Raw genomic sequence first — 21,797 nt, forward strand, 5'->3', positions numbered from 1 at the left:
TTTGTCATGTGAATTCTTAAGAATTTTTTAATTATTCATTCAAGAAGAGTTACACCTGTAACATGAACCTTTTTCCTACTTCATATTCTCATTTTTCTACAACTCGTTCCCTCGATTTCGCTTACATTTACCTTACATTTTTGTAAGATAAAAAAGAAAACACACTAATTGCTAATAGTGTGTTTTCTTTACAATCAATATTTTCTATTCTTTATTTCCTCTTCAATAGTTGCCACAAATACATCTAGCGCAATAACTTCTGACTTCTCTTCCCCATATTTACGTACATTTACAGCTCCGTTTTCCATTTCCTTATCACCAATAACAAGAACATACGGTACTTTTTGCATTTGTGCTTCTCTTATTTTATATCCTAATTTTTCATCTCGTGCATCTTGTTCAACACGAACTCCAGCTTGTGCTAATTTATGTGCAATCTCATTGGCATATTGTTCATGTACTGCATTTGAAACTGGAATTACTTTCACTTGAACTGGTGCCACCCATGCCGGGAACGCACCTCCAAAGTGCTCAATTAATATTGCTAAGAAGCGATCTAATGACCCTAAAACTGCCCTGTGAATAACAACTGGTCTTTTCTTTTCATTATTTTCATCTATATAATTTAAATCAAATTTCTCTGGCATTTGGAAATCAAGCTGGATTGTTCCGCACTGGTGGCTTCTATTTAAAGCATCTTTAATATGAAAATCAATTTTCGGCCCGTAAAATGCACCGTCACCTTCATTTAGTCTATATTTATAATTTAGCGATTGTAATACATTTTCTAATGCCGCTTCTGCTTGCTCCCATAATTTATCATCACCCATTGAATCTTCTGGACGAGTAGAAAGCTCTACTTCATATTCGAATCCAAAAGTTTTATATACGTAATCAATTTGCGCCATTACTGATTTAATTTCATCTTCAATTTGTTTTGGAGTTACAAATAAATGTGCATCATCTTGGCAGAAAGTACGTACTCTTAATAATCCGTTTAACGCACCACTAAATTCATGACGATGTACTTGACCAAATTCACACATACGAATCGGTAATTCACGATAAGAATGCAATTTATTTTTAAACATAAGCATGTGCCCTGGGCAGTTCATCGGTTTTAATGCAAAACTTTTATTATCTACTTCAGAGAAATACATATTATCTTTATAATGTCCCCAGTGCCCTGATCTCTCCCATACTTCTTGGTTCATCATGAACGGAGTGCGTACTTCTTGATACTTATACTCTTTTTGAATTTCTCTTAAAAATGCTTCCAATTCGTTACGAATCATTTGTCCTTTCGGTAAATAAAACGGCATTCCCGGAGCCTCTTCAGAAAACATAAATAACTCAAGCTCACTGCCTAACTTACGATGATTTCTTTTTGCTGCTTCTTCAACGAAATGTAAATACTCTTCTAATTCTTTTTGAGAAGAGAATGCAACACCATATATGCGCTGAAGCACTTGGTTATTACTATCACCTCGCCAATATGCACCGGAAACGTGAGTTAATTGAAATGCTTTCAAATAACCTGTAGATGGTAAATGTGGTCCTCTACATAAATCTACAAATTCACCTTGTTTATATAGTGTTACACTTTCCCCACTAGGAATTGCTTCTAAAAGTTCTAATTTCAAGCGGTCGTTCATTTCTTGAAACAGTTTAGCTGCTTCTTCTCGAGAAACCTCAACTCGTTCTATCTTTATATTTTCATTTATGATCTTTTTCATTTCTTTTTCGATTTTTCGTAAATCTTCTATGTTTACACTACTTGGAAGATCCATATCATAATAAAATCCATTTTCAATAACAGGTCCTACTCCAAGATTTATATCACCATACAATCTTTTTACAGCTTGCGCTAAAATATGTGCCGCGGAGTGTCTTGCAATTTCTACCCCTTCATTTGAATCTATAGTAATGATTTCCACTTCCGCATTTTCTTCAATATTTCGGCGTAAATCATATAATCCATCATTTACTTTCCCCGCGACTGCTTTCTTTTTCAAACTACTGCTAATGGATCCAGCAATTTCTTCTAAAGTAACTCCATTTACAAATTCTTTAACGCTACCATCTGGAAATTTAATTTCAATCATTTGTTCTTTCATTTTTCATCTCTCCATTTCATAATAAAAAGCACACTCATCCCTAAAATAGGGACGAGTGTGCTTTTACCCGTGGTTCCACCCAGATTCCCATTGTAAATATACAATGGCTTCATTTACGGTAACGTCGTTTACACGGCACTAGATACTTCATTTCCCTAGTGCAGCTCTAAGGTGGTAAGTTATTTTTCTGCGTTAGGAAGTTCTCAGCTTTCCTTCCTTCTCTGTATAACCGGGTAAAATAACTCGTGTCCTTTTCTTCGCTTATTATGAAATTGAATGCAAAAAAGCATATTCATCCCTAAATATAGGGACGAATATGCTTATATCCGTGGTTCCACCCAGATTCCCATCACAAAAAACATAATGGCTTCTTTTGCGATAACGTCGCATACACGGCACTAGATACTTCATTTCCCTAGTGCAGCTCTAAGGTGGTAAGTTATTTTTCTGCGTTAGGAAGTTCTCAGCTTTCCTTCCTTCTCTGTATAACCGGGTAAAATAACTCATGTCCTTTTCTTCGCTTTTGTAAAACATCCATTTATTGTTATTTAATATATCTTATTCATTTTATTTTTGCAAGTGTTTAAAAAAATTATTTATTTAATTTAAAAAAGTGAAACCAAATTTTTTTGGTTTCACTTCACAATTTTACCAATCTTGTGGTTCGTAATTTAAGTCTGCAAATAGACGTCTTTTCTCTTTCTTCGTTAAATCTCTCCACTGCCCAACTGGTAAATTATTCAATTCGATATTCATAATTCTCGTACGTTTTAACGTGTATACTTGATAACCTAAAGCTTCACACATACGGCGAATTTGGCGATTTAGCCCTTGTGTTAAAATAATTTGGAACTCATATTTTGATAACTGTGTAATCTCACAAGGAAGCGTTTTTGTTCCTAAAATTTTAACACCCGCTGCCATTTTCTCTAAGAAATCAGGTGTAATTGGCTTATCTACTGAAACGATATATTCTTTCTCATGTTTGTTTTCAGCACGTAAAATCTCATTAACAATATCGCCATCATTCGTTAACAAAATTAAACCGTCAGAGTCTTTATCAAGACGTCCAATGTGACTAATTCGTAAAGGATGATTCACTAAATCAATAATATTACCTTTTACTGATTTTTCACTCGTACATGTAATACCTACTGGTTTATTTAAAGCGATATATACGTGATCTCGAGCAATTCGAAGCTGCTCTCCATTTACTCGTACATCATCACCTGGGTTCACTTGGTCACCAATTTTTGCAACCTTACCGTTAATAATTACTCTTCTCTCATTAATTAGTTTATCCGCTCCACGTCGAGACGCTTTTCCAGCTTCACTAATAAATTTATTGATACGCAAATTAGGCACATCCTTTTCTAAAAAAATTTCAAGCTCACACTGCTTCTACCGTACAATACAAAAGGGTAAGCCTCCTATTATAACTTAAATATATTAACATGAAAGGGTATATAACGTCTTCTATTAATTACTTGTTTATAAGAAAATATCTTTATTATACATTCATTTATGCACTTTTTCAGCGTTTAATATACAAGCCATTCTTCCTTACATACAGCTTGTTTTCCTTTTATCTCTTCTATCTCTTCATGAATATTAGCTAATTTATATAAACCTGGGAAAATCTCTTCCACATAATGTTGATGCGTCTTTTCATCTTTCCAATACGTTAACACTATGTAACGATTTTCATTTTTTAAAGACTTCCCAACTACTCCACCTAACATTCCTTTTGCTTTTTCCATTCCTTTATTCCAAATTGTTTCTTGCTTCTGTAAAAAATGATTTTCCTTTTCCACCTTTACATCACATATAGCAACTCTTACGAATGATCCTTCTGTAACAACGTCTTTCAAATGCGTATCAGTTATATCATACAACGTTTGAAATAATTCAATTTCACATGAAAGAAACGTATCCTCTTGATTACTATTTAAATAAATTGTATCGTGAGCACCATTCATAAATGATTGATATGTACTTCTATCTTCCCATAAAGTAAATACACATGCCTCATCTTCATACCATCCACCAAATTGTCCATGAAAACCATCTAGGTGCCGTATATCACGCCATTTTCCTTGCGCATTTGAAAACAATTCCTTTTTCTCTTCTTCCACCTTACAGTAGATTGTTTTTAGTAGCATTTTTAATTCCCCCTTTAGCATATAATTTATCTTCTTCTCACAATAATTAGTTCGCATAATATTTTTATAATCACCCTAATACTCTTTATAGACATATAGAACTAATCATATTTATCACTACATCTATCAAAACATCTATCGAATTTAATTTCAAATAATTCAGAACGAAAAAGATGTAACTCTTAATGAATTACATCTTTAGCTAATCTCCCTTATTCATCTTTTTCTCAAATAAATAATACGTAATTTCTCCCGGATAATGTACTACTGCTACCTTCCGCTCCCCTTTTTTAAAACTAACAGTATGCCCGTTTTCCCCTAAGTTCTCCCATCCACTCGCCTTTGTAATCGGCATTACACTTATATATTGATAGTCCTCTTCCTTATCATCGTTAATATGAATTGCTGACATTGGTACTGGAAAACCTTTAATTTTAGATTCTTTATTCATAAATATGAATGCAATTACACCAACTAATAACATAGCCATTGAAATACTTGAAACTAGTTTTCTTCTATTCATTTTCACTAAAAACCCTCTTTTCTCACATATAACTTTCATCATTTTACTAACTTTAATTATTTCTAACCTATTTTCTCTACTTAAAACAACATTATTATTATATATTATAATTATAAGTTTTTAAATTTTGGAGGCGTTACATATTGCAGAAATTACTTTTTACTAAATGGACAGTTGTTATTTCTATTTTCATCATTTTTGGTACAATTTTCTACGTTACTAATGTTAAAAATAACCACGAAAAAGCAACTGTAGAAACAGCGGAGACAAAAACTTTCAAAACTAAATTACAACCTAAAATTAATGAATTGACTACTCATTATAATGACATCATCGAAAAAGATTGGTTACCTGCCTGGGAAGAGATTAACACGAATGGAGATTCAGTAGATCGAAATAAACTATTAGTTACAATGAGTGCTGTTTCCAAGCAGTACGAAACAATTATGAACGAAATAGACACGCTTAAAATTGAAGAAAACATAACAGATATAGATATACAAAAACAACTACTTCAGTTCACAACTCAGTTTAAATCCGCATCAAATTTCATGAAAAATGCAGCAAATTTAATTATAGACGGAGCAAATACCTCTACTCCAACCGATGAAACTATTGAAAAAACAAAACAAGCTTTAGGACTTGCGGATCAACATATTGTCATCGCTTTATCTACTTTAAATGAAGTTGAAGATAAATTAGGACTTACAAAAAAATAAAACTATTTACTATTTTAAAATAAAAAATGATTGCAATTCACAATTTGTATGTCTATAATGTTTTTATTGATTTACAATCAATGTGTTTATAAATTTTATAATTCGGATGAACCATTCAGGAGAAGGTCTATTGATCTACCGACGGGGCAAAAAGTTGTTATACCAACTTTGAAACTCTCAGGTCTTGGTTACAAGTAGAACTGCATGGGGACGAATCTCTGGAGAGACTCCCTCTCGCTTTCATAGAGCGCGGAGGAAAACGAGCACCGAAGGAGCAAATCCGCTACTATAGCGGATAATCTCTCAGGTAAAAGGACAGAGACAAGCGAAAGAAAATGCCGATTTGTATCGGTTTATTTTTCTATCCCTTGTTTCTCCAGAGACCATTTCATTTACTTGAAGTGGTTTTTATTTTTTCTAAATAAAGGAGAATAAAGATGGAGACAGTAAGTAAAGTATTAGAACAAATGAATCAATACGTGTGGGGATTACCAACTTTGTTGCTACTCGTTGGAACAGGTATCATTCTCACAGTGCGTTTAAAAGGTTTACAGTTTAGTAAACTATTATACGCTCACAAACTAGCATTTAAAAAATCAGAAGATACCTCTTCTTCTGGAGATATTAGTCACTTCCAAGCACTTATGACAGCTATGGCCGCAACGATTGGTATGGGAAATATAGCCGGTGTTGCAACAGCTGTTACAATTGGTGGTCCTGGTGCAATATTTTGGATGTGGATTACCGCTTTATTCGGTATGGCAACAAAGTATGCCGAGGCAATACTTGCAGTGAAATACCGTGTTAGTAATGAAAATGGTGAATATTCAGGTGGACCAATGTATTATTTAGAGCGTGGTTTAGGTAAGAAATGGCTGGCAGTATTATTCGCTATATTCGGCACAACTGCTTCTTTCGGTATTGGTAATATGGTGCAATCTAACTCAGTTGCAGAGGCAATGCGAATTAATTTCTCTTTCCCTCCTGCTTTAACTGGTATAGTAATGTCATTTTTAATCGCAATTGTTATTTTAGGCGGTGTAAAAAAAATTGGGAAAGTGACGGGATATGTCGTTCCTATTAAAGCTTTCTTTTATATAATTGCTGGTCTTATAATTATTTTCTATCACTACGACCAAATTCCAGAAGCATTTTCACTTATTTTTTCTGGTGCATTTAATGGTACAGCAGCTGCTGGTGGTTTTATTGGGGCAACAGTTGCATCAGCCATTCAAATCGGAATGGCGCGTGGTGTATTTGCGAACGAAGCTGGTTTAGGGAGTGCCCCTATTGCCGCGGCGGCGGCAAAAACTGATTCGCCTGCAAAGCAAGCTTTAGTTTCAATGACTGGTACTTTTCTAGATACGTTTATTGTATGTACAATTACAGGACTAGTATTAATTACTACAGGTGCTTGGAGATCTGGTAAAACTGGCGTTGAAGCTACAACACTTGCATTCCAATCTGTATTTGGTACTGCTGGTAGTATGATTCTCGGTATCGCAATTATTTTATTTGCCTACTCTACTATTTTAGGCTGGTCGTATTATGGAGAAAAATGTGTAGCTTATTTATTCGGAGAAAGTGCAGTTAAATATTATAAAGCAATCTTTATTGTTATGATTGCAATTGGTGCTAATTTAAAGCTAGGAATCGTATGGACATTTGCTGATATTGCAAATGGACTTATGGCAATTCCAAACTTGATTGGTCTAATTGGATTAAGTAGTATTGTTGTTGCTGAAACGAATCGCTTTTTACAAGCAGAGAAATTGAAAGAAAATAATAAAAAACAGGCAAGTTAATCTATGAAAAAAGGAATGACTCATACATGATGAGCGTTCCTTTTTTCATCCCCTCTTTTACTTAATTACTATCATTAAAAATATATTTATATCAATATTTACTCCTTTTTATTCCTTCAAAAGTTTTTCACATAAATGTCATAAATCGTATGGTCTAACTATATAGTTGAAAAGGAATGCGACATTAAGGTGTCACTGAAAAACTCATCCAAGAAAAGGGAGGAAAAATCTTTTGAAAAACAAAATCATCGTTTTCCTATCTGTTTTGTCATTTATTATTGGTGGTTTCTTCTTTAACACGAATACTTCAAGCGCTGAAGCATCATCTACTGATTATGTTCCTAACCAATTAATCGTTAAGTTCAAACAAAATGCATCTTTAAGTAATGTGCAATCTTTTCATAAATCTGTCGGAGCTAATGTCTTATCTAAAGATGATAAGTTAGGTTTTGAAGTCGTACAATTTTCAAAAGGTACTGTAAAAGAAAAAATAAAGAGCTATAAAAATAATCCAGATGTGGAATATGCAGAACCGAATTATTACGTTCACGCCTTTTGGACTCCAAACGACCCATATTTTAATAATCAATACGGGTTACAAAAGATTCAAGCTCCACAAGCTTGGGATAGCCAACGAAGTGATCCTGGTGTAAAAGTAGCTATTATTGATACAGGAGTTCAAGGCTCACACCCTGATCTGGCTTCGAAAGTAATTTATGGGCATGATTATGTTGATAACGACAATACATCTGATGATGGTAATGGTCATGGTACACATTGCGCTGGAATTACTGGAGCACTTACGAATAACAGCGTCGGAATTGCTGGTGTTGCCCCACAAACTTCAATTTATGCTGTCCGCGTATTAGATAATCAAGGAAGTGGTACTCTTGATGCTGTAGCGCAAGGTATTCGAGAAGCTGCTGATTCGGGTGCAAAAGTAATTAGTTTAAGTTTAGGAGCTCCAAATGGTGGTACTGCATTACAACAAGCCGTTCAATATGCATGGAATAAAGGGTCTGTTATAGTTGCAGCTGCTGGAAATGCTGGAAATACAAAAGCTAATTACCCTGCTTATTACAGCGAAGTAATTGCAGTTGCTTCTACAGATCAATCAGATAGAAAATCTTCATTCTCTACTTATGGTAGCTGGGTAGATGTTGCAGCACCAGGTTCAAATATATATTCAACATATAAAGGAAGCACGTATCAATCATTAAGTGGTACATCTATGGCAACACCTCATGTTGCAGGAGTCGCAGCTCTTTTAGCAAATCAAGGATATAGCAATACACAAATCCGCCAAATTATTGAGTCTACTACTGATAAAATTAGTGGTACAGGTACGTACTGGAAAAACGGTAGAGTCAATGCATATAAGGCTGTACAATACGCTAAGCAATTACAAGAAAATAAAGCTTCTTAAGAAAACTTTAATCAGTCGATCTACCATGAATGCAGAATAAAATAGAAGGAGAGACTTCTATAATTAAAGCCTCTCCTTCTTACAAACTATATTACTCTCCCTGCTTTTTAACCATATGTAAATACAGTACAAAATCCATCATTGTCGATGAATGACCAAGTTGACGAATCATCGCTGTTATATTTCCTCTATGATATGTACCATGATTTACGACATGTTGCACTAATTCTAAAATCGAAGTTTCTAATTTCCCTACGTATGGATTCTCAATAACAAATACAGCATTCACATCTTGTATTGTAATTAAAAACTCTTTATATTGATTTGCCATGTTTTCAAACATTTTTTCTAATTCATGTAACGATTTAGTTTCAATTTGTTTTCGTAACTCTTCTCGGTCTTGTATTGCTTCATTCATACTTTTACCATGCAATATATGTAACCACACTTGATCTGTAATATAAATATGCACAAAAGTATCCTTAATGGATGGGAATACACTCTGTATCTGCTCATTAAAAATTGTCTCATAGTTTGGTAACTCTTTTAATCGATTGAATAATCTAGTATTAGCCCAAGCATGGTAATCACACTGTTTTAATATATAATCTTTCAATTTATATTACCTCCTTATTGTATGAAACGAATGGTTTGTTTCTTCATTTCTGATTCTCTATCAGCCTTTGCAATCCCTTTTTCTTTCATTTCATGCTTATTTATCGTTTTATATTTTACATACGTATAAAATTCCGTTTGAAATGGAAATGGTGTAATCCGAATTGTTTCCTCGTCCACCCATTCAGCTTGAATAAGTTTCTCCTCTTTACTATTAAACATTTCTGTTCCTTCAAAACCATCTTTAAATAAGTCAATTTCATCTTTCTTTTTGACACCAGGCTTATTCATACATACGTATAAAGAAAGTTCATCACAAAACTTTAATAATCTATAATGCTTATCGAACATCGCAAACTGTTCCTTTGTTAACGTTTTCAAAATTCTTTTTTGTCGTTCTAATTCATGTTTATAAAATGACATCATCTCTTCATCTTCCTCGTTTAGTGGAAATGATAAAAAATGTTTACTACAAAGCAATGCCCCGTATGGATTAGAATTTTCAATTTCATTCAATCCAATCGTATAAAAAACAAAACGTAATGGGCTTGGACAATCCATAAATGTATATGGAATATTTTTAGCATCATTCAAAATTGGTACTTTATCAAGCTCTATCCATCCTCTGTCATGCTCATATATTGCATCAACTGTTTCTTTTAAATATGTTTTATCTTCAAAAAAGTCTTCTTTTATATGCTTTGCAATCTCTCCAGCTAAAAAACCATGATTATGTTGACGAATTAAAATACTTTCCTTCTCATTTTTTTCACGAAAAATCATTCGTATACTCCCCCTCATCCTCATATTAAAGCTTTTTATATGCATCGATTCTTAATTAATCCCTAAATAATAGAAGGGATTCAGTCTCTTGCAACGAAATTAACATAATTATATAGTATTCTTTCTAATCATAGTGATAGCTTTATCTTTACTATCTATTATACTAAAACATTCATTCCAAAAATTTTTTTATGAGGTGAAAACATGAACAAAACAGAATTAATTAAAAACGTAGCTCAATCAGCTGATATTTCTCAAAAGGACGCTTCTGCAGCTGTACAATCCGTATTTGACACAATTGCTAATGCATTACAATCTGGAGATAAAGTTCAACTAATCGGGTTTGGAACTTTTGAAGTACGCGAAAGATCTGCTCGTACAGGACGTAATCCGCAAACTGGCGAAGAAATTCAAATCGCCGCTGGTAAAGTTCCTGCATTTAAAGCGGGTAAAGAATTAAAAGAAGCTGTTAAATAAAAACAAGAAACCAGCCATTTTATAGGCTGGTTTCTTGTTTTTATTTAAGCAATTGCTTTATATTCTCTGCATGATACACTTCACAAATATAAAATACACATTTGCAGTTACTTACAATTTGATACTTTCTAGTTGGATACACATTCGCTGTAACAGAACATCCATCAAACAATTCAATAATATTTCCAGATGGCTGATATCCTTCATATAATACGTTTCTTCTTACTTCCATCTTTTCTATAAGCTTTTCAACAGGAATATTTCCACTCTCTAATTCACTCTTTATTGCGTCCGGTAAAAACGAAGTGTCTGCAAAAATTAGATTTTCAGATAACACCTTTCCTTTATAACTAACATTAGATACACGGTAAAGAAATGTTCCATCTTTATCAAAGAAATTCTTTGCTTCTTTCGGAATGTACTGTCTACCAAGTGCCTCTTGTTCAAGAACATCAAACTGAACTGTATCATTTAAAAGCTTTTCTAAAGCATGAATGGATGATGTATCTCCAGAAAATAAAATATTTTTAATTGCTTGTACATTATAAGTGAATTCATTCTTTCTATTTTCCGCTACTAACATGAGGAACACCTCTTCTGTAATTTTTTTATTTAAGATTTAAAAGTGCTACCGCGTCTAATTGCGTAATTTCAGTCACTTCCTTACTGAATATTGCAACAGAAGCCCTATAATCTAAACTAGGCCTTACATCTTCCATCATTGTATTACTTGCTAACTCTTGTCTATCCTTAAAAACCAACAAGTTTGGAGGATCATTTGGAGCTGATACTGTAATATGTACTGGTGGAATCATTAGTCCTTCACCTGTCGCTTTCAGCACCGCTTCTTTTCGAGTCCAATATGTTAAAAAACCTTCTATTTTCTGTTCATTTGGCAGTTTCATAACTTGCGCTATTTCAATGTCTGTTAATACACCTTCTGCCATTTTCATAACATCTATACTTGGATTCATTTGTTCTACATCTATGCCAACAGGTGCAGATTTTGTAAATGCAACGACAACCCACTCACCTGAATGCGAAACGGATAATTGCGGCATACCTTCTGGTAATTGTGGTCTTCCATGCTGCAATTTACATACTGAGCACATTCGATCAATTGGTACTTGGACTGGTGACATAGAAAGTATCTTGCCGAGAACTAATCTACTTATTACGCAACCTATTATAAAACGAGCTCGATCTGCCGAATGATGATACGAATTTGCTTTCTCTCGCTCTATATCATTTAGTAAATTGTAATGCCATGATTGTAAATCCGAAATTCTTGCCCACCATATTTGACAATCATTCTCATTCAAAGTTGGAATAGAATCTACAACTTTACTTTCTATCATGTAAACTCTCCTTTATTCAACGAATATCAATTTTCATAAAAAAGCATACGTATATTGTTATTCATTGACAAGTACTTTCTCTTTTTCTGATACAGATAATGTTTTTTCTTTCTTCTTTGACATTACCTCTTTATCGGAAATACGTAAAGAAAATAGTAGTGCTATGAGCAAAAATATTGCTGACCCAATTAATGCTGCTTGATATGGTAAAAAATCGGATTGAACGTTATTACCTCCAAAACCAGCTAGTATACTAGCTAAAACCGCTACTCCTATTGCTGAACCTAGTCGATTTTGCACATTGAATATAGTAGTCGCTCTCCCCATAGAAGGCGGCGTGATATTGTTAAAGGCAGAAAATTGAACCGCACCGACAGATTGACCTAAGAAAATACCGATACCAAACAATAATGCCCGGATTTGCCACGGATTCGTATCGTGATTTAAAAAACTCAATAAAACAAATATAACCGCCGTACATATTAATCCAATAGAAATTACCTTTCGAGCTCCTAATTTCTTATATGACCATGGTACAATTTGTGAAGAAATCATTAATCCAATCGCCTCTGGAAATGTCGTAAGTCCTGATTCCAGTGCAGAAACTCCTATCACATTTTGATACATAAGAGGAAAAACAAATAACATTCCTAATAAACCAGCTGATGAAAATAATGATATAATGCTCATCTTTCTAAAGACTGGTTCTTTTAATAAGCGTAAATCTAACATCGGTTGCTTTACTTTCAGTTCTACAATTATAAACAATGTAATGAATACAACCCCAGCTATCCCAGTACTCATAATTTCTGGAGAAATCCACCCTTTTGATGGTCCCTGGCTGAGTGCATATATGAGCATCGCAAATCCTGGTGCTGATAAAATAAAGCCGAGCGAATCAAAGCGACCAGCTGATTTTTCAACATGTTCTGCTAAAAATAGAAGTCCAAATAGCAATGCAACGATTCCAAACGGTAGATTAATATAAAATGCCCAACGCCAAGACATTTGATCTACAAAGAAACCACCGATGATAGGACCAATTGCTGGTGCTACAGCAATTGGAAGTATAATGAACCGGGAAATCTTCGGTCTTTCCTCGGATGAAAATGTTCGAAATAACATCGCCATTCCGACCGGTGTTAAAAGCCCTCCGCCAGCACCTTGAATAATACGGAAAATATTCAATGAAGTAATATCGTTAGCCATTCCGCATAAAGCAGATGCAATTGTAAATACGAAAAGAGCAATTAAAAATACTCTTTTCGTACCAAAACGATCTCCTAACCAACCAGAAATCGGAAGGAAAACAGCTAAACTAACTAAATATCCAACATTCACCGTCCCCATTGCAGATGGAGGTACTTGTAGTTCTCTACTTATCGTTTGCAGTGCTACATTTACAATCGTTGCGTCCATCGCAGCCATAAACATCGCAGTTATATAAACGATACTTACAACTACTTTTGGATTTAGTTTTTCTTTCATTATCGTTTTCCTACTAATGTTTTTTCGCGAACTTGATTACCTTGTGGATTCAAATCTTTCCAGTTATATTCAACATATTCTAAGCAACTCTGCCTACTAGCTTCTTCATATACGACATTCCAGCCAATAGGTACATCGAGAAAAGCAGGCCAGAGAGAATACTGGCCCTCCTCATTTATTAATACTTTATATGTGTAATTATCATTTTCAAATGGATTCGTCATACTCTACTTACCCCTTTCTTATTCTGCAAATATTTCGCTAATACTTGTCCAATTTCCGTAAGTGGACCTGGCTGACATAGATCTTTATGTCTACAATCAATATCGTGCTGCACAATTTGCCCATCTAAATAATTTAGCCACGTATTTGGAGAAATAGGATCAAACCAGTCTGGTATAACAGTAGATCTAAAGAATAAGATATCTCCGTTATAAACTTTCGGTACATATTTCCCTAACAACCCTACTGAATTTACATATGTTTCTTTCAAGTTCAATATAGTCTCTTCTTCAAGACTTGCTAATGCACTTCCATCTTTACGAAGGATTTCAACTGCACTTTCCATTGTAAGTGGTTTACCATCCATGTTATCTGGGTCATATCCGCCTAAAGCAAGTAATGCGATTAACGCTTCCTCTTCAGTAGGCGCTTCCGTATTCGGTAAGAAGTGTCCAGGATAAGAATCAAGCATAACGAGTAATTCTACTTCTTCCCCTTCATTTTGTAGTTGCGCCGCCATTGCATGCACAACATTTCCTCCAAGCGACCAACCTAATAAACGATATGGTCCATAAGGCTGTACTTCACGAACATGTTTCAAGTAATCCGCCGCCATCTCCTCTAAACTTTTTGGAAGTTCTTCATTTTTAGCAATACCACGTGCTTGTACACCATAGATTGGATAATCTGTTCCTAAAGATTTCATAAGTCCTGCATAGCACCAACTTAATCCACCTGCTGGATGTACACAAAATAGTGGTAATTGATCCCCGCTTGCTCGTAATGGAAGCAACACATCAAGTGCACTTTGACCATTCCCCATCTCAAGTCTTTCAGCTAACCCTGCAACAGTCGGTGCTGCAAATAAAGTGCCAATGTTTAGTTCCACTCCAAGCGCCTCTTTCATGCGGCTCATAAGCTGCACTGCAAGGAGTGAATGGCCACCAAGATCAAAGAATCCGTCATCAATTCCAATTTGAGGTACACTTAGCACTTCTGTAAACAAGTCACATAACATTTCTTCTTGCGGTGTTCTTGGACCACGACTAGAAGATGATGCGATAAATTCTGGAGCTGGCAATGCCTTTCTATCTAATTTACCGTTTGGAGTTAAAGGTAACTCATTTACTACTACAAAAGCGTATGGAACCATATAATCTGGTAAACTACCACTAGCAAACTGACGCATTTCATTCGTATCAATCGCTTCATTATTTGATGCAACGATATAAGAAACTAACCGTTTATCCCCTGGTTGATCTTCCCGTACAATAACGGCTACTTGCTCAACTTTAGGGTGCTTCATTATGACTGCTTCTATTTCTCCTAATTCAATTCGGAACCCACGAATTTTTATTTGATGATCTGCACGTCCTATATAATCTAGCGTCCCATCTTTACGCCAGCGAGCTAAGTCTCCTGTACGATACATTCTTGTACCTGGCTTTCCAAATGGATCTGCGATAAAGCGTTCAGCCGTTAATCCTGCTCTTCCTAAATATCCACGCGCAAGCCCTGCACCTGCAACATACATTTCTCCAACTACTCCAGGTGGCACTGGTTGTAAATAGTTGTCTAACACATACACTTTAAGGTCAGATATACTGCACCCAATTAAACTATTTGCTCGTAAAGAGACTATAGTTTCATCTAATTCAATATAACTAACATGTACTGTCGTCTCCGTAATACCGTACATATTAATAAGCTTTGGTGCGTTATGAGGATGTCGACTATACCAATCTTCTAAGCGACTTAGCTCAAGTGCTTCTCCTCCAAAAACAACATATCGTAAAGATAATTTTTGGCCAATCTCTTCATTTTCACGATCTGCTTGCATCAATTGATAGAACGCTGATGGAGTTTGATTTAAAACCGTAACCTTTTCTTTAACAAGAAGCTGTAAAAATTCTTTCGGTGAGCGACTTACAGTATGTGGCACTACAACTAAACGCCCTCCGTATAATAAAGGTCCCCAAATTTCCCAAACAGAGAAATCAAAAGCGTATGAATGGAACATCGTCCAAACATCGTTTCCGTCAAACTGGAACCAATGATCAGTTGCTCCTAAAAGTCTTACTACATTTTGATGAGGTATCATAACGCCTTTCGGTCTACCCGTTGAGCCTGACGTATAAATAACGTAAGCAATATGTAATGGAGATAATGGCTTAATGCGTTCCACTTCATCAATATTTTCTTCACTATATTTCTCAACTTCTGCTATTACTTTTACATCATCAACTAAAACTTTTAGTGCCTCATCACATTCAATTTCCACTTCTGAATTCGTTAAAACACATGTTGGTTTCGCATCGTGTAGCATAAATGAAATGCGGTCTGCTGGGTAATCTGGATCTAACGGAAGATATCCAGCACCAGCTTTAAGAACAGCTAATAAGCTTACAACCATGTTTAATGATCTTGGCATCGCTAAAGCAACGAGTTGATCAGGACCAATCCCTTTTGCTATTAGGAATCGAGCTATTTTATTTGCTTTTCTATTTAACTCTTCATAAGTTAATTTCTTATCTTCAAAGACAACAGCAATAGAATTTGGATTTATATAAACCTGCTTTTCAAACAATTGTGGCAATGTCATTTCTGGTGCAATTTGAAAACCACCATTCCACTTTTCTAACACTGTATTTTTCTCTGCTACAGTTAATATTTCTAATCTGCCAATTGATTGATCCGGATTTGTAGCTGCATCATCTAATAACAAAATGAATCGTTCTATTAGTTTTTGAACCGTTTCACGTTTATATAAATCGGTACTAAACTCTAGTAATCCATGTAAACCGTTCGGAGTACCATCAACCCCGTTACTCTCACTAATTTCAAATGTTAAATCAAATTTTGCAGAACCGACGCTTTGAATTTCAAGGCTCGCTTCTAAACCTGGTACATGAAACGTTGCTTCTGGTGTATTTTGAAAAGCTAACATAACTTGAAACAACGGGTGGCTGTTTCGAGTACGTACTGGATTTAACACTTCAACAAGCCTTTCAAATGGAACATCTTGATTTTCATAAGCTGCAAGATTTACCTGCTTCACTCTATTTAATAATTCTTTAAAACTTGGATCTCCTGACGTATTTGTACGTAACACTAATGTATTTACAAATAAACCAACAATATCTGAAAGTACATCATCATTTCTTCCAGCAATCGGACTTCCAATTGGTATATCAGTGCCTGCACCTAATCTTGTAAATAGTGCACTAAGCCCTGCTTGCAATACCATAAACAAACTAACTCCATTTTTACGTGCAAGCTCTACTAACCTACTATGCATACCTTCATCTATATGAAAATGAATTGTTTCCCCGCGGTAACTCGTCTCAATTGGACGCTGGAAATCTGTAGGTAACTCCATTTGGTCTGGTAAACCTTTAAGTTCTTCTTTCCAAAAATCTAATTGTGTTGAAATAAGACTCTCTGGTGTCGTTTCATCACCTAGCAATTGTTGTTGCCAAAGTGCATAATCCGCGTATTGAACTGGTAGTGTCTCCAGCTGAACTCTGTCACCTTGACATCGTGCTTTATACGCCACTGTAAAATCTCTCGTTAACGGCTGTAATGACCAGCCATCACCTACAATATGATGTAATAAAATTAATAATACATGTTCGTTTTCACTCACTGTAAAAAGTTGTAAACGAACTACCGGCTCAAAATCGAGGTTAAAGCTATATCTTACCGCCTCTGAAAGTACACTTTCTAATTCATCTTTACATGTATTAGTTATAACCATTTCTAGATTTAAGTTTTCCATATCTAAAATTCTCTGATAGGAACTACCTAATACGTTAGGGAAAATTGTTCTAAGTGTTTCATGTTTCTCAACTACATCATAAAAAGCACCTTGTAATGCTTCCCGATTCAATATTCCATTCATACGAATGACTAGCGGAATATTATAAGTAGGACTTGGACCTTCTAAACAATTTAAGAACCATAACCTGCGCTGTGCAAATGAAAGTGGAACTTCATTTGGCCTACTTGCTTTCTGAATAGCTGGTCTTGCACTTTTTGCATCGTTTAATTGTTTCGCCAGTTCGGCAACAGTTGGTGATTCAAATAGTTTCCCGATTCCTAATTCCACACTTAACGTTTCACGAATCCTTGCCATTAAACGAGATGCGAGAAGTGAATGTCCACCCATTTCAAAGAAATTATCATCAATGCTAATTCGAGAAACACCAAGTACTTCTGCAAATAAATCACATAATATTTCTTCTTTCGGATTTCTAGCAACTCTCTCGTTGTTCATTCCATTAAAATCAGGAGCAGGTAATTTCTTTCTGTCAACCTTACCATTTGGCGTTAATGGTAATTCTTCTAGCACAACAAATGCCGATGGTATCATATAATTCGCTAAACTTTCTGAAACATAAGAACGAATTTCTGAAAGATTAATCAGTTCCTTTTCTTCTGCAACGATATACGCAATGATGCGTTTATCATTTGGACGATCTTCTCGTACCATTACTACCGCTTGTTGAATATTTTCATGTCGTTGTAATACCGTTTCAATTTCAGCTAATTCAATTCGGAATCCACGAATTTTAATTTGATGATCTGCGCGACTAATGTACTCTAACGCACCATCACTACGCCATTTCACAAGATCTCCTGTACGGTACATGCGCTTCCCTGATTCTCCATAAGGATTTGCAACAAACCGTTCAGCTGTTAACTCAGGTTTTCCTAAATATCCGCTTGCAAGTCCCTCCCCTGCAATATATAATTCCCCAATAACTTCAGGTGGAACTGGTTGTAACCCTGCATCCAATACATACACTTCTGTATTGGAAATTGGCTTTCCAATAGGAGGTATACCCTTTTCACCTTCATCAATGTTCATGAAAGTAGACCAAATCGTCGTTTCAGTTGGTCCATATAAATTAGTTATTGAGCAACCTAATTCTTTTAATTTATTTGCTAAATGCGCTGGAAGAGCTTCACCACCAACAAGTATATTTAGCCCTTGTAGCTTCTCTGGATAATCAGTTACTAACGCCTGCCAAAGCGTCGGTGTAGCCTGCATAATGGTCACTCTTTCTTCTTGTAAAAGTGTCGTTAATGCCGATGGCTCTTGTATGTCTTCTTTTTGCGCAATTGTTAAACTTGCACCACTAATAAGAGGTAAATAAATTTCTAGAGCAGAAATATCAAACGCAAACGTTGTAACTGCTAATAAATGATCATTTTCATTTAATGAAAACTTTTGTTGCATAGCCATTAAAAAGTTACTTAAACCTCTCATAGGAACAATTACACCTTTTGGGTTTCCTGTTGAGCCTGAAGTATATATTGTATAGGCTGGGTTTAAAAGTGATGCATCATTCTTACATGCTATATTCATACGAGAATATGTATGTAACGCTAGTTTCGTTTCTTCGTCATCTAATACAATTTTTTTCATATCATTTTCTATAACTAACTTAGATGAAACAGATGAATGTGTTATGATACAAACTGGTTTTGCATCATTTACTATATAATTAACTCTATCTGCTGGGTATTCTGGATCTATTGGTAAATACGCTGCACCAGCCTTTAAGACTGCTAGCATACTAACTACCATTTCTATTGATCTAGGGAATACTAAAGCTACAAACTGATTTGGTCGTATTCCTTCTTCTACTAAATAATGTGCTAGTTCATTCGCTCGTTCATTTAGCTCTTTATACGTAAGGATTACACCGTCACAAGTAATGGCTAGTTTATTTGGATTTTTTTGCACTTGTTTTTCAAATGATATAGGTAAACTGATTAACTCATCGTCTTCCTTCGTTTCATTCCATTCCAATAAAACTTTATGATTTTCTTCAGGCAGAGTAATGTTTATTTTTCCAATCGACTCGTTTTTCTCATAATTATTTATTACTAATTCAAATAGATTCATAAATCTTTCTTTATGCAATGCTAGCTCTGCGCCATTATATACTTCGGGATTCGCATCAAAATGAATCATTAGCTCATTTTGATCAAAACGTTTATATACATTTATCGATAAATCATCGACAGGTCCGGCTGATAAATTATGCGTAATACCACGATTTCCAGCAAAATTTAGCCCGTAATCAAAAGGCATAACATTCACTAACGGTCCAAACAACCTTTGATTTTCACCTAGTAACTTTAAATCTCTTCTTAATTCCTCATGACGGTATTTATAATGGCGACGTACATCTCGGATTTCTTTAGAAACTTGCTGCAATAATTCCGCAAGAGTTATATTTGGAGTTACTGTAATACGAAGTGGAACTAAATTCATTACCATACTTGGTGTATGAATAGATACAGAACCTAAACGTCCCATCATCGGTAAACCTAAAACAATATCATTTTCACCTGTTAATTTATGCATATAAATACTTGTTACAGCGACAATGAATTCCGGCCAACTTGTTAACGAAATATTGATATCTTCTAGTAAAGTTTTCGTGCTAGAACTAGATAAATAAGCTGTTTCTCGTGAAAATCCATTTGATGTTCTCGGTGCTCGCTCTGCCAAGCTTACAACTTCTGGTTCATCCGCAAATTTTTCTAACCAAAAAGTACGATCTTCCTGAAATTTTTTAGAATCACGATACTCAATATCTTCTTGCACAACTTTTGTAAGAGAACCAAACGGCTTTTCATTCTTGTTTGTTTCTTCTATAAGTGATGTATACTCATTCGCCACTTTTTGGCTAAGAAGTGAAAATCCATAGCCATCCATCACAATGTGATGGATGCGCTGATACCAAAAGAAACGATTATTTTCAACTTGAATAAGTGCTTCAGTAAATAATGTATCTTTTTTCAAATCGACTGGCATAGATAAATCATTTTTCATCCATACTTTAGCAGCTTCTTCAGGATTTTCTTCTTTCCGAACGTCAATAAAATGCATATGAAACTGTGATTCTTCAATAACTTGCCATGGGCCAATTTCATCCTCTTCGAAGCGAACGTGAAGTGCTTCTGCTTCCATTACAACTTTACGTACAGCTAATTCAAAAATGTCTTGATGAATATTCCCGTTTATTTCTACATATTCCCCAGTATTATATATCGGATTAAGCGGATCTAATTGTTGCGCAAACCACATACCAGACTGCGCAGATGATAACGAATGACGAATCTTTTGACTGTTAGGCATTCTTTACTACCCCTTTATTATGTAGTCTATTTGTTACAGCACCTGTGCTGTTTGTGAAGATAGTAAACTGTACCAACCTGCAACAGTTGGACGTTCTGCTAAATGTGCAAAAGTGATTTCTTTCCCTTCACGACGCCACTTCTCTACTAAACTCATAATTCTGACCGAATCAAGCCCTCTATTTAATAAGTCCTCATCAATATCAATACTCTCTACTGGCTCACGAAGTAGTTGTGCAACTAGTTCATGCACTTCCTGTATAGTGATTCCTTCACTCTCATCATCTTTTACACTTTGTAAATCGTTTAACAGTAGGTTTGTTGATGTCGTTACTGCACATCTATTAGCTGCATACTCCAATGCTTGTTTATGATGCTCTAGTGAAAAATCAGCAACTGCATCTGCTACAAAGAACGGCTCTATACCATCCATAAATGCTTCACAAGCTGTTAAAAGACAGCCAATATGCGCATAAATACCGCAAATAATGAGTTGATCTTTTCCTTGTTCATTTAAAATTTCTAATAGATTTGTCTTTTTAAATGCACTATATCTCCATTTTGTGAGGAATATATCATCCTCATCAGGAGTAAGTTCATCAACAATTTTCTTTTTATCTGGTCCAGCAGGTATACCGTCACCCCAAAAGTCTTGTAATAAACCTCGTTGTTCTAACGTTTGCCCACCAGGTTGTGCTGTATAAATAACTGGTATACCAAGTTCCTTACATTTTTCTCTTATCATTTTAATATTTGAAATAAGTTCTACTTTTGGTGATTCTTTATCGCTATATGCATCAAGAAAATATTCTTGCATGTCATGAATTAAAAGTACTGCACGTTTCGGATCTGGTGTCCAATTCACTTTATTTTTTGGTAGTTCTGATTCAATTGGCATTTTATATACTGAAATAGATGGGATAGCCATCTAATCACTTCCTTCCGGT

The 21,797-nt window shown here is 35.1% G+C and carries 16 protein-coding genes, 1 riboswitch and 2 other annotated features; of the genes, 4 read left to right on the top strand and 12 right to left on the bottom strand.

The features are described 5' to 3' along the window. Positions 1-194: 194 nt before the first annotated feature. The 4 genes from thrS to AU379_RS12265 all read right to left on the bottom strand — a co-directional run bounded on the left by thrS (position 195) and on the right by AU379_RS12265 (position 4,844). Entirely contained in the window at positions 195-2,117 is a 1,923-nt protein-coding gene (gene thrS / locus AU379_RS12250) for a threonine--tRNA ligase (RefSeq protein ID WP_000663093.1), read from the bottom strand. Positions 2,118-2,161: 44 nt separating this feature from the next. Next, positions 2,162-2,384 (bottom strand) — a binding site (T-box leader). 36 nt (positions 2,385-2,420) lie between these two features. After that, positions 2,421-2,644, bottom strand: a binding site (T-box leader). Positions 2,645-2,765: 121 nt separating this feature from the next. Next, positions 2,766-3,473 carry a 23S rRNA pseudouridine(2604) synthase RluF gene (rluF, locus tag AU379_RS12255; protein ID WP_001222170.1) on the bottom strand — a complete coding sequence of 236 codons (708 nt, stop codon included), beginning with the start codon at positions 3,471-3,473 and terminating at the stop codon, positions 2,766-2,768. A 185-nt stretch (positions 3,474-3,658) separates the two neighbouring features. Further along, positions 3,659-4,279 (bottom strand): YdbC family protein, encoded by a 621-nt coding sequence (locus AU379_RS12260; protein WP_061139318.1) that lies wholly within the window; start codon positions 4,277-4,279, stop codon positions 3,659-3,661. A gap of 202 nt (positions 4,280-4,481) precedes the next feature. Next, positions 4,482-4,844 (bottom strand): hypothetical protein, encoded by a 363-nt coding sequence (locus AU379_RS12265; RefSeq protein ID WP_061139319.1) that lies wholly within the window; start codon positions 4,842-4,844, stop codon positions 4,482-4,484. 101 nt (positions 4,845-4,945) lie between these two features. On the opposite strand from AU379_RS12265, the gene AU379_RS12270 reads away from it, so the two are divergent. The 3 genes from AU379_RS12270 to AU379_RS12280 all read left to right on the top strand — a co-directional run bounded on the left by AU379_RS12270 (position 4,946) and on the right by AU379_RS12280 (position 8,752). Further along, complete coding sequence (locus AU379_RS12270) at positions 4,946-5,521, top strand: hypothetical protein (protein WP_061139320.1); 576 nt, start codon at positions 4,946-4,948, stop codon at positions 5,519-5,521. Positions 5,522-5,729: 208 nt separating this feature from the next. Continuing rightward, positions 5,730-5,850, top strand: a riboswitch (glycine riboswitch). A 108-nt stretch (positions 5,851-5,958) separates the two neighbouring features. Beyond that, positions 5,959-7,326, top strand: coding sequence for a sodium:alanine symporter family protein (locus AU379_RS12275; RefSeq protein ID WP_016109930.1), 1,368 nt, complete (start codon positions 5,959-5,961; stop codon positions 7,324-7,326). A gap of 232 nt (positions 7,327-7,558) precedes the next feature. Then, complete coding sequence (locus tag AU379_RS12280) at positions 7,559-8,752, top strand: S8 family peptidase (RefSeq protein ID WP_000790924.1); 1,194 nt, start codon at positions 7,559-7,561, stop codon at positions 8,750-8,752. 91 nt (positions 8,753-8,843) lie between these two features. On the opposite strand, the gene AU379_RS12285 is transcribed toward AU379_RS12280, so the two are convergent. Continuing rightward, a complete protein-coding gene (locus AU379_RS12285; RefSeq protein WP_000656271.1) occupies positions 8,844-9,368 on the bottom strand; it encodes a DinB family protein in 525 nt (174 codons plus the stop codon). Between the two features lie 14 nt (positions 9,369-9,382). Then, the gene (locus AU379_RS12290; protein WP_061139321.1) at positions 9,383-10,150 is read right to left on the bottom strand and encodes a DUF3891 family protein; all 768 of its coding nucleotides are present in this window, start codon (positions 10,148-10,150) and stop codon (positions 9,383-9,385) included. A 204-nt stretch (positions 10,151-10,354) separates the two neighbouring features. Between AU379_RS12290 and AU379_RS12295 the strand changes: the two genes are divergently transcribed. After that, positions 10,355-10,627, top strand: a complete 273-nt coding sequence (locus AU379_RS12295; protein ID WP_001043905.1) for an HU family DNA-binding protein — start codon at positions 10,355-10,357, stop codon at positions 10,625-10,627. A 40-nt stretch (positions 10,628-10,667) separates the two neighbouring features. On the opposite strand, the gene AU379_RS12300 is transcribed toward AU379_RS12295, so the two are convergent. Genes AU379_RS12300 through AU379_RS12325 form a run of 6 tightly spaced genes read right to left on the bottom strand, consistent with a single transcriptional unit; the run spans position 10,668 to position 21,778 of the window. Further along, the gene (locus tag AU379_RS12300) at positions 10,668-11,210 is read right to left on the bottom strand and encodes a hypothetical protein (RefSeq protein WP_000959126.1); all 543 of its coding nucleotides are present in this window, start codon (positions 11,208-11,210) and stop codon (positions 10,668-10,670) included. A 25-nt stretch (positions 11,211-11,235) separates the two neighbouring features. Further along, a complete protein-coding gene (sfp, locus tag AU379_RS12305) occupies positions 11,236-11,985 on the bottom strand; it encodes a 4'-phosphopantetheinyl transferase Sfp (protein WP_000573000.1) in 750 nt (249 codons plus the stop codon). Between the two features lie 57 nt (positions 11,986-12,042). Beyond that, the gene (locus AU379_RS12310) at positions 12,043-13,473 is read right to left on the bottom strand and encodes an MDR family MFS transporter (RefSeq protein ID WP_061139322.1); all 1,431 of its coding nucleotides are present in this window, start codon (positions 13,471-13,473) and stop codon (positions 12,043-12,045) included. Beyond that, positions 13,473-13,697, bottom strand: a complete 225-nt coding sequence (locus AU379_RS12315) for an MbtH family protein (protein ID WP_000184059.1) — start codon at positions 13,695-13,697, stop codon at positions 13,473-13,475. The genes AU379_RS12310 and AU379_RS12315 overlap by 1 nt, the downstream gene beginning before the upstream one ends. Continuing rightward, complete coding sequence (locus AU379_RS12320) at positions 13,694-20,851, bottom strand: non-ribosomal peptide synthetase (RefSeq protein ID WP_061139323.1); 7,158 nt, start codon at positions 20,849-20,851, stop codon at positions 13,694-13,696. The genes AU379_RS12315 and AU379_RS12320 overlap by 4 nt, the downstream gene beginning before the upstream one ends. Positions 20,852-20,884: 33 nt before the next feature. Further along, complete coding sequence (locus tag AU379_RS12325; protein ID WP_061139324.1) at positions 20,885-21,778, bottom strand: isochorismatase family protein; 894 nt, start codon at positions 21,776-21,778, stop codon at positions 20,885-20,887. Positions 21,779-21,797: the final 19 nt, after the last annotated feature.

The sequence above is a fragment of the Bacillus sp. JH7 genome (assembly GCF_001563515.1).
In the GTDB taxonomy this organism is placed as follows: Bacteria; Bacillota; Bacilli; order Bacillales; family Bacillaceae_G; genus Bacillus_A; species Bacillus_A cereus.

Excerpts from the sequence above, each read along its gene's own strand:
- AU379_RS12260 (WP_061139318.1), bottom strand. The coding sequence starts at position 4,279 with ATGCTACTAAAAACAATCTACTGTAAGGTGGAAGAAGAGAAAAAGGAA.
- AU379_RS12275 (WP_016109930.1), top strand. The coding sequence starts at position 5,959 with ATGGAGACAGTAAGTAAAGTATTAGAACAAATGAATCAATACGTGTGG.
- AU379_RS12325 (WP_061139324.1), bottom strand. The coding sequence starts at position 21,778 with ATGGCTATCCCATCTATTTCAGTATATAAAATGCCAATTGAATCAGAA.
- AU379_RS12265 (WP_061139319.1), bottom strand. The coding sequence starts at position 4,844 with ATGATGAAAGTTATATGTGAGAAAAGAGGGTTTTTAGTGAAAATGAAT.
- AU379_RS12320 (WP_061139323.1), bottom strand. The coding sequence starts at position 20,851 with ATGCCTAACAGTCAAAAGATTCGTCATTCGTTATCATCTGCGCAGTCT.
- thrS (WP_000663093.1), bottom strand. The coding sequence starts at position 2,117 with ATGAAAGAACAAATGATTGAAATTAAATTTCCAGATGGTAGCGTTAAA.
- AU379_RS12300 (WP_000959126.1), bottom strand. The coding sequence starts at position 11,210 with ATGTTAGTAGCGGAAAATAGAAAGAATGAATTCACTTATAATGTACAA.
- sfp (WP_000573000.1), bottom strand. The coding sequence starts at position 11,985 with ATGATAGAAAGTAAAGTTGTAGATTCTATTCCAACTTTGAATGAGAAT.
- AU379_RS12295 (WP_001043905.1), top strand. The coding sequence starts at position 10,355 with ATGAACAAAACAGAATTAATTAAAAACGTAGCTCAATCAGCTGATATT.
- AU379_RS12290 (WP_061139321.1), bottom strand. The coding sequence starts at position 10,150 with ATGATTTTTCGTGAAAAAAATGAGAAGGAAAGTATTTTAATTCGTCAA.
- AU379_RS12315 (WP_000184059.1), bottom strand. The coding sequence starts at position 13,697 with ATGACGAATCCATTTGAAAATGATAATTACACATATAAAGTATTAATA.
- AU379_RS12310 (WP_061139322.1), bottom strand. The coding sequence starts at position 13,473 with ATGAAAGAAAAACTAAATCCAAAAGTAGTTGTAAGTATCGTTTATATA.